Source organism: Listeria sp. ILCC797 (genome assembly GCF_900186185.1).
GTDB lineage: Bacteria > Bacillota > Bacilli > Lactobacillales > Listeriaceae > Listeria > Listeria goaensis.
In genome coordinates, this window is sequence record NZ_FYBS01000008.1 from 24,623 (window position 1) to 40,189 (window position 15,567).

The following is a 15,567-nucleotide window of genomic DNA, read 5'->3' on the forward strand; positions in this document are numbered from 1 at the left end:
AGTTAAGCCTCCTCAATCTCTATCACTGTTTCTAAAAAAGTTTCCCGGCCGTTTCCAATGAAAATATCGACTTTCCCGGGTTCAAGTTGGTATTTTTTCTGACTAGACCAAACTTCAAGTTCTTTTTTTCCAATTTTAAAGCACATCGTTTGATGTTCATTAGCTTTTAGTTCCATTTTGCAAAAGGCTTTCAATTCGCGTTTGCGCCTTGTGATACTACCAGTCCTGCCATGCACGTATAGTTGGATGACTTCTTTTCCAGTGCGCGCTGAAACGTTTGCTACGCCTACTTTCAAAATAAAAGTCTCGCCTTGTTCAAGTTTTTCTACAGAAAGAATTGATTTTTCAGTGGTTAACGACTGATATTCAAACGTGCTGTAGCTTTTTCCGTAGCCGAATGGGTATAGTGCGGCGCCGCTTCCGTCAAAGTAGTTTTCTTGGTAGACGACGTCCTTTTGGTTGTAGTACACGGGCAGTTGCCCCGTTTGGCGCGGAATGCTAACAGGCAGTTTTGCCGACGGATTGTTGTGTCCGAATAGCGTTTCCGCAATTGCTTCGCCGCCTTGCGCGCCCGGATAAAACGACATAAGTAGCGCGTCTGTAGTTTCCGCGATTTCAGCGATTGCATTTGGTCGACCGGCAATGATGACAACGGTGAGTGGAATGTGTAGTTCGCGCATCTTTCGGTACAGCTCCATCTGACATTCCGGGAGTTCCAGGCTTGCCACATCGACGTTTTCGCCAGCGTCCATGTTCGGCCCCTTTGAGCTAACCGCGCCGTTTTTCAGAAATTCCATATCGAAATTTCGCGCGCTTGAACCGCCCAGCACAAGCACAATGTGATCGGCATTCGCCGCAGCTTCTTGCGCGCGGTTTAAACTCTCTGGAAGTCGTTCGCGAATTTCAGCACCTTTTTCATGCGTAATCACCACATCATCAGGCGCCACCTGCCGCATGCCAGCTAGAACGGTCACACCGCGCCCAGCTTTTTGCGGCGCCGTATAATCGCCAAGCTGATTGTAAAGCGCATCCGCGTTCGGGCCGATGACCGCAATATTTTTTACTTTTTTTGAAAAAGGCAGCGTTTGATTTCGGTTTTCCAGCAAGCAAACACTTTCTCTGGCTGCCTCCAAATTTATCTCCCGAAAATCAACTTCCGGAACTGCCTCATCTACGTAAGGATTGTCAAACAGGCCAAGTTCAAATTTCAGGGTGAGAACCCGCCGCACAGCTCGGTCGATTATTTTTTCTTCCAAAAGACCATGTTGAAAAGCCGATTCAATGTGCGGGTAAACTTCGTCCCACAAACTTAAATCCACCCCGGCTGAAAGCGCCATTTTAGCGGCCGCCTCTTCAGTCCCACCAAGCATCAAAAGTCGGTCGAGTGCGCAGCCATCTGCCATAACGACACCCGAAAACCCAATTTCCGTTCGCAAAATATCCGTCAAGAGCGCCTCGTTCGCATGACAAGGGATGCCGTCGATTTCATTGTACGCTGCCATGACGCCCTTTGCCGCTTTCCCAGCAACCATCGGCGGTAAAAATATCTCTCTAAGTTCGCGCTCCCCAATTGAAACCGGCCCCGAATTGTGCCCGCCAACCGGCTCACCTTGCGCCGCAAAGTGTTTCAGCACGACAGCAATTCGCTGATTTTCCTGCATGCCCGAAACAAGCGCCTCCGTCATCTCACCCGCCAAATACGGATCCTCGCCAAAACACTCCTCCGAACGCCCCCATCTCGGGTCACGTAAAACATCAAGCGCTGAGGCTAAAGCTAGATGGACGCCTTTCGAGGCAATTTCCTCCCCCACGGCTCTCGCCGTCCGTTTTTGAAGCCCCTTATTAAATGAAGCCCCTTTCGCGAGATTGACCGGATACGACTCACTTTCGACCGCCTGGTGCCCATGTGGCACTTCTTCTGAAAGAAGCATTGGAATACCAAGACGCGTGTTTTCCATTACATATTTTTGAAGTAAATTTGCGGCCTTCGCAGACTGTGCGCGGGGAATCCCCGTTGATTCGTCCATTTTCGACCACGGATCTGCCCGAAATAAGCCATACAACGCGCCTATGCCACCAAATCTTTCAACTTCGTCTTTAAACTTATCCGTCAATTCAAGTTCAGCGTTTTCATTCCAAGCGAAAGTTTCCCAGCCATATAAGCGCTGATTTAGTTGTCCGCATTTTTCTCGTAATGTCATTTTTTGCAAAAGTTCTTCCACTCGTTCAGAAATCGGTTGTGTCGCCACATGAAACACTCCTTTCTGGCATTATTTTGCTAACAGTCCAAGTCCTTGTTCTAGAACTTTTTCACCATTCATTCGACCGTAGTCGACAATTGCGATGACGTCCACTGGTTTGTCACCCACGATTTCAGCAACTTTGTCTTTCATATAGCTTACTTGCGGGCCAAGCAAAATCGCATCTGCATGGCGCCAATTTTTTTCAAAATCCGTTTCCGAAATCGCCCAAATCTCAATTTCAATACCTTGCTCAGCAGCACTTTTTTGCATTTTTTTAACTAAAACGCTCGTAGACATTCCAGCGTTACACATTAACATCAATTTTTTCATCAAAATCAGCTCCTACGCTTTTAAATTATCATTTGCTTTTAGGAATGGTAGGTATAGCAAGATACAGACACCTATTAGGAAGACTTGAAAAACAGCCGCTCGCCAGTCGCCACCTGTTGCTAAAAAGCCAGATATGACTGGTGGTGTCGTCCACGGTACGAGTACAACGACTTTGGAAATCATGCCGATACTTGTTGCGATGTAAGCAAGTAATAGACAAAGCGGAGTTGATAAGATAAACGGAATCATCAAACTCAGGTTGTACACTATCGGCAGACCGAAAACAACTGGTTCATTAATGTTGAATATTCCCGGTGCAGCGGATAATCCGGCAATTTCGCGGTAATCTTTTCGTTTGCTCCAAATGAAGATGGCGATAAGCAGCGCAATTGTGTTACCACCGCCACCCATGACGCCGAAAATATCACGGAAAGTTGTATTGATGATATGCGGAATTGTTGTGCCGTCTGCAAATGCCGTCATATTTTCTTGCATATTCGCGAGTAAAACGGGGTCCATAATGGGGCCTAGTATACCGCTTCCTGCAATCCCAATGGAATATAACATTTGCGAAATCAGCATTAAGGTAAGGAAACCAGGTACGCTTGTCACTAAGAACGTTAGTGGTTGTTGAATGACAGCGCTAATAATGGAATATAAATCTAAGCTAAAGATTAAGTTAACGATGAACGAAATAAATGCGAATAATAATACTGTAAGCATTGTTGGAATTAAAACGTTAAACGATTTAATAACTGCTGGCGGTACGCTTTCCCCCGAAATGCGAATTTTCATTTTCTCGCTCTTTGAAAGTCGAATAAAAACTTCTGTCGAGAGTAGCGCCGTGACAATCCCAACAAACATGCCAGCAGAACCTGTAAGCGCTGTCGGAATAACGCCAGAAACTTCAACGGCTTCTTTTGCGCCAACTGGTACAACCGAAGTCATGAGTGGAATAAAAATAACGATAAGAGCAATGGTTTGTAGCGCAGGCGCAAATGGATTTTCAAATTTCCGATTTTGTGCCAAAAAGTATGAAACCGACGCGCCGATGAGCAAGGTGATGATGCCTAGCGTCCCGTTCACGATACTCGTTCCAAGCTCTTGCCATTTGGTTAAGGTGGCGGAACTAATAATATTGGACATAAAACCGTCTGGCTTAATGATGACATTATTAATTAAAACCATAAAACCGGATAACATAATAAATGGAAGAATTGTGGCAAAAGCATCTCGCATTGATTTCAAGTGTATTTGATTGCCTAATTTTTGTGATAGCCATGTTAATTTTTCAATGAATTTTTTCATGTGCATTCCCTCCTATAACTTAAATATAGCGCTTTCTTTATTGGAAATAAATGCAGTCTTTTTCCGCAACCTCTGGCAAGTAGCGGAAATCAAAAAAACATGAGAGCCATTTTTCACCCTCATGTTTCCAGTCGCGCTAAAATTTGGATAAACTCATTGAAGTTCGTCGCTTTTTTTATTTCCTTCGCGAGCTTTGGCGTTTCAACGACTTGGCTTATCATTTCGTATACTTGCGAAAGGTGTTCTTGTTCCTTATTTTTAATCGCCAGCATGAAAATAATTTGTGCCACATCGCCATCTTCATTCCACACAACGGGCTCTCTAGCGATACAAACGGCAATTTTAGTTTCGCTTACTTCGGCAAATATGGGATGCGGTACGGCTAGGCCATTTCCTAAGTATGTTGCCACGATATCTTCACGTTCTTTGACGGACTCTAGGAAGGCTTTCTGGTCGCTGCTCGTCTCTTCGAATTTTTGCGCGAGCAATGTTAGGACCTGATCTTTACTGTACTTTTCTTCCAAAATTTCAAAGTAGTTCGCGGAAAAGAACTGCTCGAAGTTATTTTTGCTAGTTATGCTCGGGAGGCGCTTTTGAATGTTGCGGATATCTATTTCGGATAAAAACGGCGTCACCTGAACGTATTCGCCTAATGCGTCGCCAAGCGGAACGGTCGAGATGACAAAGTCGGCTTGCCAGTTGCCGGTTTTATATTCGTACAGTGAGTAGCTGCCAATTATGTCAATTTCTTCGGCAAATATTTTTTGGATTTTCGATTCTAATAATTTCGCTGTGCCTATGCCGGACGCGCAAACGAGTAAAACGCGTTTTTTTCGTTCTTTCGAAGCATCGCTTAACGCGTATAGGAAATGAATCGCTAAATAGCCGACTTCTGATTCGCTGATGGGCTGGTCCAATTCGAGTGCTAAAACTTCTCGGGCGACAAGTCCTAACTCAAAAGCGAGCGGGTAATTCGTTTTAATATTTTCAAGATACGGATTATGAATATTCATATTAAACTTAATCCGGTTCACTGCGGGCTTTAAGTGCAAAGCTAAATTCGCTATAAATTGCTGATGCGCTGAAAAATCATACCCGTATTGGCGTTTGATTTCCTCAAGCATTTTATTCACGATGATGATTTCTCGGTAACCATTATAACTTTGCAAAACGTGCTTCGAACATACATGTAGCAAAATATAGGTCAGTTCGCTTTCTGGGAACTTGATGGATTCAAGCGTTTCAATTTCGCGAATGATTTTTTGCGAAGCGCGCAGTTCTTGAATATTAAATTCCAAATCTTGAAGGTCTCCTTGGTGAACATATTGCGCACCTTTAATACGGCGCACAGCAATTGCGACGTGGATAATCAAATTTTTAATCGCCATATCGGTCATTTGCACTTTATATTGTTCAAGGCTCGCCAAAATAATCGTCTGGATTTTCCGCAGATCAATTTCACCAAAGAAAGTCTGTTCCTCCTCGCTCACAAGTAGGCTTACAGAATCACTTAACAGATATTTCGAGAAACAAAACCGAATATTCACCTCGGAACCCTCAATTTTTACCCCGTAGCTGGCTCTTTTCGAAAGCGTTAAATGATGTTCCGCAAGCTTCCGCTTCACGTCCAAAATGTCGGAATTAATGGTCGACTTGCTGACGTACAACTCTTCGGCGAGCGTATCAAGCTTTGTAAAGCCGTTTTGGAGAAGCAAATAGCGAATGATGTAGGCGACTCGATCTTCGGCGAGCGTCGGAATGACGTGCAAATTAAAACGTTCCTCTTTAAACGGCGCAAGCCAACCAAGGAAAGCGGTTTCATCTTGAAGTTCAAGTCGATACCCTTTTCCGCGCACAGCCTCGATTTTGTTTCCATCAACTAAAAAAATGGCGTTTATCGTTTTAACGTCACTCCGAATTGTTCGCGAGTTCACCTGCAGGCTAGAAGCGAGTTCTTCTCCGCTCATAAAATCCATTTTTGCGTATAGTTGTTGAAGCAATTTTTGCCACCGCGGAATTAAAACTTGCTTTTCTGCCATAAAAAAACACTCCTGATAACAGTAGAGCAGAATCTAAAGATTAGACTCTGCTCATTCTCACTGCATTTTATTCAAAAAGCGAGCTTACAGATTCGTTTTCATGAACACGAACGATTGCTTCGCCTAAAAGAGCTGCAACAGATAACTGCTCCATTTTATCAATCCATTTATCTTTTGCAAGATCGATAGAATTTGTTACGACTAATTTCTCGATTGGTGAATCTTGAATTCGGTCCATTGCTGGGCCAGATAAAACAGGGTGCGTACAACTTGCAAATACGCGTGTTGCTCCGTTTTCACGAAGTGCGTTTGCAGCAAGTGTAATTGTACCTGCTGTATCAATAATGTCATCAATTAGAATACATACTTTGCCATCTACTTTTCCGACGATGTTCATTACTTCGGCAACGTTCGGGCGAGGACGGCGTTTATCAATAATTGCGATTGGCGCTTTTAGGCGATCTGCCATTTTACGCGCACGCGTTACACCTCCGTGGTCAGGAGAAACAACAACAATATCATCGCCTGTCAAGCCTTGCTCACTAAAATAGTTGCTAAGTAAGCGCACGGCATTTAAATGGTCGATTGGAATATCGAAGAAACCTTGGATTTGCGGTGCATGCATATCTAGCGTAATCATTCGTGTTGCACCCGCTGTTTCAATTAAATTGGCAACTAATTTCGCCGTAATTGGTTCACGGCTTCTTGCTTTACGATCTTGGCGCGCGTAGCCATAGTACGGCATTACAATATTAATTGTAGCTGCTGAAGCTCGTTTTAGCGCATCAATCATGATCAAAAGTTCCATTAAATTCTGGTTAACTGGGTAGCTTGTCGACTGAACAACATACACATGGCAACCACGAATACTTTCTTCAATGTTAATTTGAATTTCGCCATCACTAAAATGAGTTACACTCGATTTACCTAGCTCAATTCCTACTTCCTTCGCAATTTCTTCCGCTAGTGCACGGTTTGAATTCAACGAGAAAATTTTCAACTTTGGATCAAAATAATCGTTTGACATAATCAGCCTCCACAAATTTTTATATAAATGATATTTCTTCAAAAAAGGTTGAAAAAATTATTTATTAAACTTATCTACGATCTTTTTAGCGTAGCCTTCTTTATTTACTTGGCGTGCACGTCCGACTGCAAGTGAACCATCTGGCACATCACTAGTCAGTGTTGAACCCGCCGCAATATAAGCATCATCGCCGACTGTAATTGGCGCAATCAAATTGGAGTTGCAACCTACAAATACATTGTCGCCAATTTTCGTTTTAAATTTATTGAAGCCATCGTAGTTGACGGAAATCGAACCACAGCCTACATTAACGTTCTTGCCGATTTCGGCATCACCCATATAAATGAAGTGCGGTAATTTCGTATTTTCCCCAACAGTTGCTTTTTTAGTTTCTACGTAGTTGCCAATTTTGACGTTGTTATGCACGTCTGTTTCTGGGCGCAAATGCGCGTACGGCCCGATTTGAACATCATCGCCAACTTTGCTATCTTCAATGGCAGAAGAGCGAATAACGGTGCGATTTCCTATTGTTGCATTGTCAAAGTCGCAACCGCTAGAGATTAAGCAATCTTCGCCGATTTTTGTTTTCCCACGCAGCATAACATTCGCTTCAATGACTGTGTCTTGACCAATTTCAACATCTACATCAATATAAGTGCTGGAAGGATCAACGAGTGTTACACCTGCACGCATGTGTCGTTCATTGATGCGATTTCTCATCAATCTACTTGCCTCTGCCAAAGCGACGCGGTCGTTTACACCGAGTGACTCTTCAAAGTTTTCCATACGATAAGCAGCCACCACTTCATCTGCATCTTTTAGAATCTTAATCACATCTGGCAAGTAGTATTCACCTTGCGCATTGTGGTTGGAAACTTTAGAAAGCGCATCAAAAAGCGAGCGATTATCAAAACAATATGTTCCTGTATTAATTTCTTGGACGCGTTGTTCTTTTTCAGTAGCGTCTTTATGTTCTACAATGCGTTCAACAATTCCTAAATCATCACGCAAAATGCGACCATAACCAGTTGGATCTTCTAATCGCGTTGTTAAGATTGTCGCTTTCGCACGTTTTTCCGAATGATACTTGATAAGCGCCCCCATTGTCGAACTTTCAATAAGCGGTGTATCCCCGCACACAACGATGGTTACACCGTCAAGATCGGCAAGTAAAGCCTTTGCTTGCAAAACGGCATGCGCTGTTCCTAATTGTTCTTCTTGCTTAACAAATTCACTTTTATCCTTTAAATGTTCACGAACATCTTCTGCTCCGTGCCCAACAATTGTAACTATTTTTTTCATATCTAGTTGCGCAATTTGATCCACAACATGTTCAACCATCGGCTTTCCACAAACTGGGTGCAACACTTTATAAAGCTTAGATTTCATACGTGTGCCTTGTCCCGCTGCAAGCACGACTGCATATTGATTCGTCATATAAAAAGACCTCCAATTACCACTATTCTTCCATATTGAATGATACCGTAAAACCTACTTTTTTTCAAGGTTACACGCGACGCAAAAAAACCTTACCATTTTTCTGGTAAAGTAGTATTTCTAAAAAAGGGGAGATTTGTCCCTTAAATGAGTTGTTTTTAAGTAAACTTATCAGTTGTGCTACCTTTGTAAAATCACTCACTTTATAAAGCCCCTTTTCAAAAAGTTGTCTAAAACTAGTATAGCATAGTTTTACGAATCAAAAAAGAGCTACTCTTAACGAGTAGCTCGGGTGATTAAATTCATTTTATTCAGCAGAAACTGATTCGGTTTCTTCTGATACTTCGCTCGCTTCTTCTTCACCAACGCGTTCATATTCAGCTAGAACAACGTCTTGAATTTTTCCACGCGTATCAGAGTTGATTGGGTGGGCAATGTCACGGAATTCTCCGTCAACACCACGTTTACTTGGCATTGCGACAAAAAGTCCATTGTTTCCGTCAATAACACGAATATCATGTACGACGAACTCCTCATCTAAAGTGATTGAGGCAATTGCTCTCATTCTTCCATCAGTTTCAACTCGACGTAATCTCACATCTGTTACTTGCATTTCCGTCACTCCTTATCCCATTTGCCCCTTTACAACAAGGATGGTTCGCTTGCGGTATCAGATTCAGGTATCCCTCTCTGTCCGTTTCACTCACTAGCTCCTAATTTCCAGGGATTTTTGTTATTCTGCATCAGCAGAAGTTGTTTCAGATACAGCTGGCTCATCAGCCACTTCATACGCAGCGAGTACAGCTTCCTGTATTTTCGCACGTGTATCTGAATTGATTGGATGCGCGACATCCCGGAACTCTCCATCTGGAGTTCGCTTACTTGGCATTGCGACAAAAAGCCCATCGTTGCCATCGATGACACGAATATCGTGAACAACAAATTCACCATCAATCGTGATTGAAGAAATTGCTCTCATTCTTCCATCTGTTTCAACACGTCGTAATCTCACATCTGTAATTTCCATTTTCTTCACCACCTTAATTCTAGTTGTCATACTTTTTCCGAAGCCTTAAAGTCTCACGGAAAGCTAACCAAGAAAATCGAGATTTCACTTCTTCACCAGGCACCTCTATTTTCCCTATACATATAATAATAAAAAAATGAAAATTTGACAACTTTGTGAATTCGATTCAAAAATTCAAGCTATCTCACTAATCGTTATTGACAAATCGAATTGTTTTAAAAAAGTTTTAATTAAGTATACCAAAATCGTTGCGACACACTAATTTAACCGCGTTTCCGATTTCTTAAATATTCTAAAAGTAAAACTCACCATCAATTCGTGCACAATTTAAAACCAAAAATATTTCTATAAAAATTCATAAATAAAATAATTTTTCATTCAAACCCCCTACAAAATGAAACCTTGAAACCATTGATAACAAAGGGATATACACTAATACCCACTTTTCCACTTAGTATTTAAGACCTCATTTACTTTCATTGTGTAACAAACATATTAAAAATAGATGACAAGACAGCATTTCGTATATTTTTATACTTTTTCGATAGGTATTTTTACAACTTTCAAAAAAACACCTGACCGATAATCGTTTTAGATTACCGGCCAAGTGTTTTTTTAATTTATTCTGATCTGAGCGCATCAATAGGTCGAAGTTTAGCAGCCTTATTTGCTGGCGCGATACCAAAGATAACGCCTATGCAAAGCGAGAATACGAAGGAGAATATAATTGTGCCAGCCGTTACACCGGAAGGAATATTCGCCACGCTGCCAAAAATGACTGCGCCACTGACGCCAATTATTATCCCGATAACACCGCCCACTACACTAATAACAACAGATTCGATTAAGAACTGTGTTAAAATAGCGCGCTTTTTCGCTCCTAAAGCTTTTCTTATTCCAATTTCACGCGTTCGTTCACTAACGGAAACGAGCATAATGTTCATAATACCGATTCCACCCACTACTAACGAAATGGCGGCGATAGCACCTAAAGCGGTAGTAAGTGTGTTACTAATCGTATTAAAGGCATTTAAAATCTCTTGTTGATTAATAACTTGATACTTCGGTCCTAATTGCGAGGAGGTATCCTCTGCATTATCGTTCAGCTGGATAGAAAGTCGTGATTCAAGTGTGTTCACAACGAAATCAACGGAATCCGCGGAATCTGTTTCCACATAAATCGTGCGTACATTCGTATCTTTCAACATTCGTTGTGCGGCCATAATAGGAATGAAGACTTGATCATCACTTGAGCCCATCATAGATGCACCTTTTTCTTTTAAGACGCCTACCACTTTATATGGCAGGCCATTTAAACGGATTGTTTTCCCAACTGGGTCAGAAAAGCCGAATAAATCGCTAGCCACGCTTGGGCCTAACACTGCTACTTTTTGGCCGTATTCAACATCAATCGGCAGTAAAAAGCGGCCACTTTCAAGTTCTAAACTACGTGCGCCCTTATATTGGTCATTTGTACCGATAACTTTTATATTTTTATTTTGGTAATCATAAGCGGCATTAACTTGACCAGATAGTTCAGGTGATACACTTTTAACCCCATCGATGCTTTGATATTTCATCGCATCATCATAGGAAATTTTATCGTTCGGGTTCATGGAATTGTTCATGACCGTAACTAAGTTCGAGCCGAGGTCACCCATTTGGCTGTTAACCTCTTGCGTGACGCCTTTTCCAAGCGAAACGAGCAGAATCACTGATGCAACCCCAATAATAATACCTAGCATGGTTAAAAAGGAGCGTAGCTTGCTCGTTTTAAGTTGCTTGAATGCCATTTTCATACTTTGGAGGATTGTCATTTGCTTACCTCCTCTTTATACAGACGGCCGTCTTGAATGCGAATGCTTTTCGTGCCGTATTTTGCGAGTTCTAAATCATGGGTAATCATAACAATGGTGTTTCCGGCTGCGTTTAAGGATTGCAAGATGCCCATGACTTCCTTGCCCGTTTTGGAATCAAGCGCGCCGGTAGGTTCGTCTGCGAGTAGAATCGACGGTTCGGTTGCTAAAGCGCGCGCAATTGCTACCCGTTGTTGTTGTCCGCCAGACAATTGCGTTGGCAGGTTGCGTTTTTTGTCAGCAAGGCCGACTCGGTTTAAGCAGTCCATCGCCATTTTTTCCCGCGTAGAAGATCCGTAACCGCCATAAACAAGTGGCAACTCGACATTCTCAAGCGCGGAAAGCTTTGTCAGTAAATTAAATTGCTGAAAAATAAACCCGATTTTTTTATTGCGTATTTCAGAAAGTTTATTATCGTTTAAACGATAAACATCAACTCCGTCGAGCTCGTAGCTGCCGAAATCCGGCACGTCTAGACAACCAATCATATTCATAAGTGTTGATTTCCCAGAACCAGACGGCCCTACGATGGTGACAAAATCACCTTCATCAACGGATAAAGTCACATCATCAAGCGCTTTAAAGGTTTCGCCACCAAGTGTATAACTTTTGGTGATATTTTTCATCTCAATAAGTGGATGCATGTCTTGTTCCCTCCTTTTCCGCTTGATTAAAAGCCGCCTTCTGTTGTCGTGGATTTTTGGGAAGGTAAGATAACCGTATCACCTTTTTTCAGGCCTTTCGTAATTTCGATATTATCTTCGTTATGCAATCCTGTTTCAACAAATTGTTTTTCTTTTTTCGTGCGTCCTTCTTTTTCTTTCTTCGGTACCATCACATAATAACGGTTATCGTCATCTTTTTGAACGGCCTCAATTGGCACGTAGAGTGCATCTTTCTTCTCGTTCACTAAAATCGAAGCGTCTGCAGTCATTCCTGATTTCAACCCATCCGTGTTCTCTAAAGAAATCGTAACGGGGAAGGAGGATACGCCGTTTTGGGCTTGCCCCTGATCAGCAATCGTTTTAACTTTTCCTTTGAAAGTTTTGTCAGGAAGTGCGGTAACGCTCACCGTAACAGCCTGATCTACTTTGATATTCGGGATATCAAGTTCATCCATTTGCGCCTGAAACTCTAGTTCATCATAATCAGGGAACTGTTTATTTTGCGGCACAATCGCACCTGTCCCGGTTGCATTAATTTTCATGTCACCTTGCTTCACTTTTGTTGTTACAAAGTCGCTCGTATCAGCCGATTTCTTTTCGCCACCTTTATTTAAAAACCAAATTACGCCACCACCAATCACTACGATGACAATAATTGCGATAATCCATTTTTTCAATTTTTTTCCTCCTCTTCAAACTATGTAATTCTACAATATTCATACATTCTACCACAAAATCACACAAACAACGTACAGCCCCAGACTGATTTCTTTCTGAAAAAAACGTGCGCTTTATGAAGCATTCAAGTTAAAATGTGCGGGCACAAAAAAAGAAGTCCTGCTATAAGACTTCTCTAGTTCATCTATTTAACCGTGAAATAATTGCCTTCCACGACTTCAATTTGCTTTTCTTTTACATTGACATTTTTAATTTTAACAAGCGATACGTAGTCATCAATTAGGCGTTCTTCTGCGTATTCTGATTCAACTAGAACAGCGATACCAACCAATTTCGCATTGAATTCTTCAAGCAAGTTTTTCATTCCGTTAACCGTTCCGCCTGCTTTCATGAAATCATCTACGACTAAAACGTTTGAGCCTTCTGCAAGACTGCGCTTTGACAATTCCATTTTTTCAATTCGTTTTGTTGAGCCGGATACATAATTGATGCTTACCGTTGAGCCTTCCGTCACCTTGCTATCACGGCGTACGATAACGAACGGTACGCTTAAATGTTCGGCAACAGCCTGCGCAATTGGAATACCTTTTGTCGCAACAGTCATAATCGCATCGATCGGTTGGTCATTAAATTTAGTCGCCAAAATTTTACCAATTGCTTTTAGCGTTACTGGTTCACCTAAAAGATCCGATAAATATAAATAGCCGCCTGGCAAAAGGCGATTCGGCTCAGCAATGCGGTTACATAACGTTTGAACAAAATCAAGCACATCTGCATTTCCAGCAATAGAAATATAACGTACGCCGCCTGCCGCTCCTGGAACGGTTTCAAGCGTACCAATTCCGCGGTCTTCAAACGTCTTTTTAATAATAACTAAGTCCTCGCTAATAGACGATTTCGCCGAGCTGTAACGTTCAGCAAACATCGTAAGTGGAACTAACTTGCGCGGATGCGATAATAGAAACTCTGTCATATCGATTAAACGTTCACTACGCCGAATTTTCATAATCTCTCTCCCTTTTAACTCCGTATATTAAATCAAAAATCAAAATCTTTGTACGTATTTTTCTTTATTATAAAAGACTTCGCAATTCTTGACAACTTAAAAGAGCTATTACAAATCCCTAAAACTAGCTAGCGTAACATTCTCTTGCGCTAAATAATTTTGCAGTTCTTTTGATGTAAGTAGCGTCACTTCTTTCATGCGAATGTCCGAATACGATGATAGTCCTAATAATTCCTCATCCATAAACGCTGGGTGCGTCATGATTTCAACGACTTGGTCGGTATGTTTGTAAGCTTCAACAATTTTGCGAATGGTGGTCATGGTGACTCCTTCGCCGTAGAAATCATTTAAAAATAGGTCTGGAGTTTTCAATCGTTTGTAGTCCACGTCTGGCAGGCTTCTACGCACGCTAACCCCATATTTTTCTGCCAAACGATGCTCTACTTCGTAAATATGCGGTTCAAGCAGGTGATGCACGTCAAAGTGCGTGAACGGGATGCCCGCCGCCTTGATTTTTTCGATTTGCGCCGTGAATTCGCGTTCCACTTCTTCTAGGCTAAAATCCGGTGCGTTTTGTGTCAGCTCACCGATGTTCCGATAAAACTTGCCCTCATAATTTACGAGCGTCTTCAAATCCTTCAAAACCGGACTTCCGAACGTAAGCGCAAGATGTACCCCGATATCAAGCCCCGGGTTTTCCTTCGCCATTTGAACCGCAAGATCAAACGCGTGGCCGTTTGCAAGCATTGTTGTCGAACGCACAACACCGTTCTTATAGGCGTCTAACGTGCCGTACACAGCCCCTTTTGTCATTCCGAAATCATCAGCATTAAAAATGAGTTTCATCGTTATCCTCCTCTATATTTATTCGTCATATGACCATGGTCTAACCATGTATACTTCATCGCAAAAGCCTCTTAATCCGTTGTACACTCGTTTCGCGCGTGAATGCTGCTTCACAATCGCAAACACTGTTGGTCCGCTACCGCTCATCATTGCTGCATCAGCACCGAATTCAAGCATTTTTTCTTTCAATTGCTTCACTTGACTATTTTTTTCTAACGTAACACTTTCTAGCACATTTCCCATGGCCGCACAAATGCCATCTAAATCGCTCGTCGCAATCGCCGCGAGCATTTTTTTCGTATCGGGATGCGCCACTTCCTGCACCCGTAGTTCCTTGTAAACAGACGGGGTTGAAACGCCAATATTCGGTTTTGCCAAAATAATCCAGCACCCGGGCATGCGCTTAAGCCGCTCAATTAGCTCACCGCGCCCTGTAGCAAGCGCTGTCCCGCCGTAAAGACAAAACGCAATGTCCGAGCCAATCTCGGCACTTAAATCGGCTAATTTTTCTAAAGAAAGCCCTAAGTTCCAAAGTTTGTTTAACCCTTTCAAGGTAGCTGCCGCATCTGTGCTCCCCCCTGCTAGTCCTGCAGAAACTGGGATCTGCTTATCGAGAGTAATTCTAACTCCCTGTTCCACTTGATACCTATCTTTTAAAAGCTGTGCCGCTTGATACACTAAGTTACGCTTGTCGTCAGGAATAAAGTGCGCTTTTACGTCTAATTCAATTCGGTCCTCGGAAAGAAGTTCTAGCTGCAAACTGTCCGATAAATCAATCGTCGTCATAACCATTTCCACTTCGTGATAACCATCTTCGCGTTTATATAGGGCATCAAGTGATAAATTGATTTTCGCTGGCGCCTTTATCGTTATTTTCATTTTTTCGGCCTCCGTACATCCTTCTAAAATCTCTCCGTTTATTTTATCATATGCGCGGAAAAATATGTAGTTTGAATTGTGAGATGGCTGTGCGATTGGGTGAATTGAGGAGGGGGGGGAAGGAAATGAGGAGGGTTTATGCTTGGGATTAGGGGCTATGGAAGCTAATTTGATTATTAAGGGGGCTTTTTGGCTCGGATGACTATGTTCATACTTGGACTCTATG

14 protein-coding genes are annotated in these 15,567 nt (G+C 42.3%); all 14 read right to left on the bottom strand.

The features are described from left to right. Positions 1 to 2: 2 nt before the first annotated feature. The gene (locus tag BN1609_RS09230) at positions 3 to 2,201 is read right to left on the bottom strand and encodes a glycoside hydrolase family 3 N-terminal domain-containing protein (protein WP_088810839.1); all 2,199 of its coding nucleotides are present in this window, start codon (positions 2,199 to 2,201) and stop codon (positions 3 to 5) included. Positions 2,202 to 2,270: 69 nt separating this feature from the next. Then, positions 2,271 to 2,573, bottom strand: coding sequence for a PTS sugar transporter subunit IIB (locus BN1609_RS09235; RefSeq protein ID WP_088825823.1), 303 nt, complete (start codon positions 2,571 to 2,573; stop codon positions 2,271 to 2,273). A gap of 12 nt (positions 2,574 to 2,585) precedes the next feature. Next, a complete protein-coding gene (locus BN1609_RS09240) occupies positions 2,586 to 3,881 on the bottom strand; it encodes a PTS sugar transporter subunit IIC (RefSeq protein WP_088810758.1) in 1,296 nt (431 codons plus the stop codon). A gap of 119 nt (positions 3,882 to 4,000) precedes the next feature. Continuing rightward, positions 4,001 to 5,920, bottom strand: a complete 1,920-nt coding sequence (locus BN1609_RS09245; RefSeq protein WP_088810759.1) for a transcription antiterminator — start codon at positions 5,918 to 5,920, stop codon at positions 4,001 to 4,003. A gap of 67 nt (positions 5,921 to 5,987) precedes the next feature. Continuing rightward, positions 5,988 to 6,947, bottom strand: coding sequence for a ribose-phosphate diphosphokinase (locus BN1609_RS09250; RefSeq protein ID WP_088810760.1), 960 nt, complete (start codon positions 6,945 to 6,947; stop codon positions 5,988 to 5,990). 57 nt (positions 6,948 to 7,004) lie between these two features. After that, positions 7,005 to 8,384 carry a bifunctional UDP-N-acetylglucosamine diphosphorylase/glucosamine-1-phosphate N-acetyltransferase GlmU gene (gene glmU / locus BN1609_RS09255; RefSeq protein WP_088815906.1) on the bottom strand — a complete coding sequence of 460 codons (1,380 nt, stop codon included), beginning with the start codon at positions 8,382 to 8,384 and terminating at the stop codon, positions 7,005 to 7,007. Positions 8,385 to 8,691: 307 nt separating this feature from the next. Then, the gene (spoVG, locus tag BN1609_RS09260) at positions 8,692 to 8,997 is read right to left on the bottom strand and encodes a septation regulator SpoVG (RefSeq protein ID WP_088810762.1); all 306 of its coding nucleotides are present in this window, start codon (positions 8,995 to 8,997) and stop codon (positions 8,692 to 8,694) included. 120 nt (positions 8,998 to 9,117) lie between these two features. Then, positions 9,118 to 9,411, bottom strand: coding sequence for a septation regulator SpoVG (spoVG, locus tag BN1609_RS09265; RefSeq protein ID WP_088810763.1), 294 nt, complete (start codon positions 9,409 to 9,411; stop codon positions 9,118 to 9,120). A gap of 620 nt (positions 9,412 to 10,031) precedes the next feature. Then, a complete protein-coding gene (locus tag BN1609_RS09270; protein WP_088810764.1) occupies positions 10,032 to 11,228 on the bottom strand; it encodes an ABC transporter permease in 1,197 nt (398 codons plus the stop codon). Further along, on the bottom strand, positions 11,225 to 11,911 hold the full coding sequence (locus BN1609_RS09275; RefSeq protein WP_088825824.1) for an ABC transporter ATP-binding protein: 687 nt from the start codon (positions 11,909 to 11,911) through the stop codon (positions 11,225 to 11,227). The genes BN1609_RS09270 and BN1609_RS09275 overlap by 4 nt, the downstream gene beginning before the upstream one ends. Before the next feature lie 26 nt (positions 11,912 to 11,937). Continuing rightward, the gene (locus BN1609_RS09280) at positions 11,938 to 12,609 is read right to left on the bottom strand and encodes an efflux RND transporter periplasmic adaptor subunit (protein WP_088810766.1); all 672 of its coding nucleotides are present in this window, start codon (positions 12,607 to 12,609) and stop codon (positions 11,938 to 11,940) included. A 185-nt stretch (positions 12,610 to 12,794) separates the two neighbouring features. Further along, positions 12,795 to 13,616, bottom strand: a complete 822-nt coding sequence (gene purR, locus BN1609_RS09285) for a pur operon repressor (protein WP_088810767.1) — start codon at positions 13,614 to 13,616, stop codon at positions 12,795 to 12,797. 108 nt (positions 13,617 to 13,724) lie between these two features. Further along, positions 13,725 to 14,462, bottom strand: a complete 738-nt coding sequence (chbG, locus tag BN1609_RS09290; RefSeq protein WP_088810768.1) for a chitin disaccharide deacetylase — start codon at positions 14,460 to 14,462, stop codon at positions 13,725 to 13,727. 18 nt (positions 14,463 to 14,480) lie between these two features. Next, positions 14,481 to 15,341, bottom strand: a complete 861-nt coding sequence (gene ispE, locus BN1609_RS09295; protein WP_088815908.1) for a 4-(cytidine 5'-diphospho)-2-C-methyl-D-erythritol kinase — start codon at positions 15,339 to 15,341, stop codon at positions 14,481 to 14,483. Positions 15,342 to 15,567: the final 226 nt, after the last annotated feature.

What these genes read in the sequence shown, in the direction of transcription:
- BN1609_RS09250 (WP_088810760.1), bottom strand. Translation starts at nt 6,947, where the DNA reads ATGTCAAACGATTATTTTGATCCAAAGTTGAAAATTTTCTCGTTGAAT.
- BN1609_RS09235 (WP_088825823.1), bottom strand. Translation starts at nt 2,573, where the DNA reads ATGAAAAAATTGATGTTAATGTGTAACGCTGGAATGTCTACGAGCGTT.
- spoVG (WP_088810763.1), bottom strand. Translation starts at nt 9,411, where the DNA reads ATGGAAATTACAGATGTGAGATTACGACGTGTTGAAACAGATGGAAGA.
- chbG (WP_088810768.1), bottom strand. Translation starts at nt 14,462, where the DNA reads ATGAAACTCATTTTTAATGCTGATGATTTCGGAATGACAAAAGGGGCT.
- ispE (WP_088815908.1), bottom strand. Translation starts at nt 15,341, where the DNA reads ATGAAAATAACGATAAAGGCGCCAGCGAAAATCAATTTATCACTTGAT.
- spoVG (WP_088810762.1), bottom strand. Translation starts at nt 8,997, where the DNA reads ATGCAAGTAACAGATGTGAGATTACGTCGAGTTGAAACTGATGGAAGA.
- BN1609_RS09275 (WP_088825824.1), bottom strand. Translation starts at nt 11,911, where the DNA reads ATGCATCCACTTATTGAGATGAAAAATATCACCAAAAGTTATACACTT.
- BN1609_RS09270 (WP_088810764.1), bottom strand. Translation starts at nt 11,228, where the DNA reads ATGACAATCCTCCAAAGTATGAAAATGGCATTCAAGCAACTTAAAACG.
- BN1609_RS09230 (WP_088810839.1), bottom strand. Translation starts at nt 2,201, where the DNA reads ATGACATTACGAGAAAAATGCGGACAACTAAATCAGCGCTTATATGGC.
- glmU (WP_088815906.1), bottom strand. Translation starts at nt 8,384, where the DNA reads ATGACGAATCAATATGCAGTCGTGCTTGCAGCGGGACAAGGCACACGT.
- purR (WP_088810767.1), bottom strand. Translation starts at nt 13,616, where the DNA reads ATGAAAATTCGGCGTAGTGAACGTTTAATCGATATGACAGAGTTTCTA.
- BN1609_RS09245 (WP_088810759.1), bottom strand. Translation starts at nt 5,920, where the DNA reads ATGGCAGAAAAGCAAGTTTTAATTCCGCGGTGGCAAAAATTGCTTCAA.
- BN1609_RS09240 (WP_088810758.1), bottom strand. Translation starts at nt 3,881, where the DNA reads ATGAAAAAATTCATTGAAAAATTAACATGGCTATCACAAAAATTAGGC.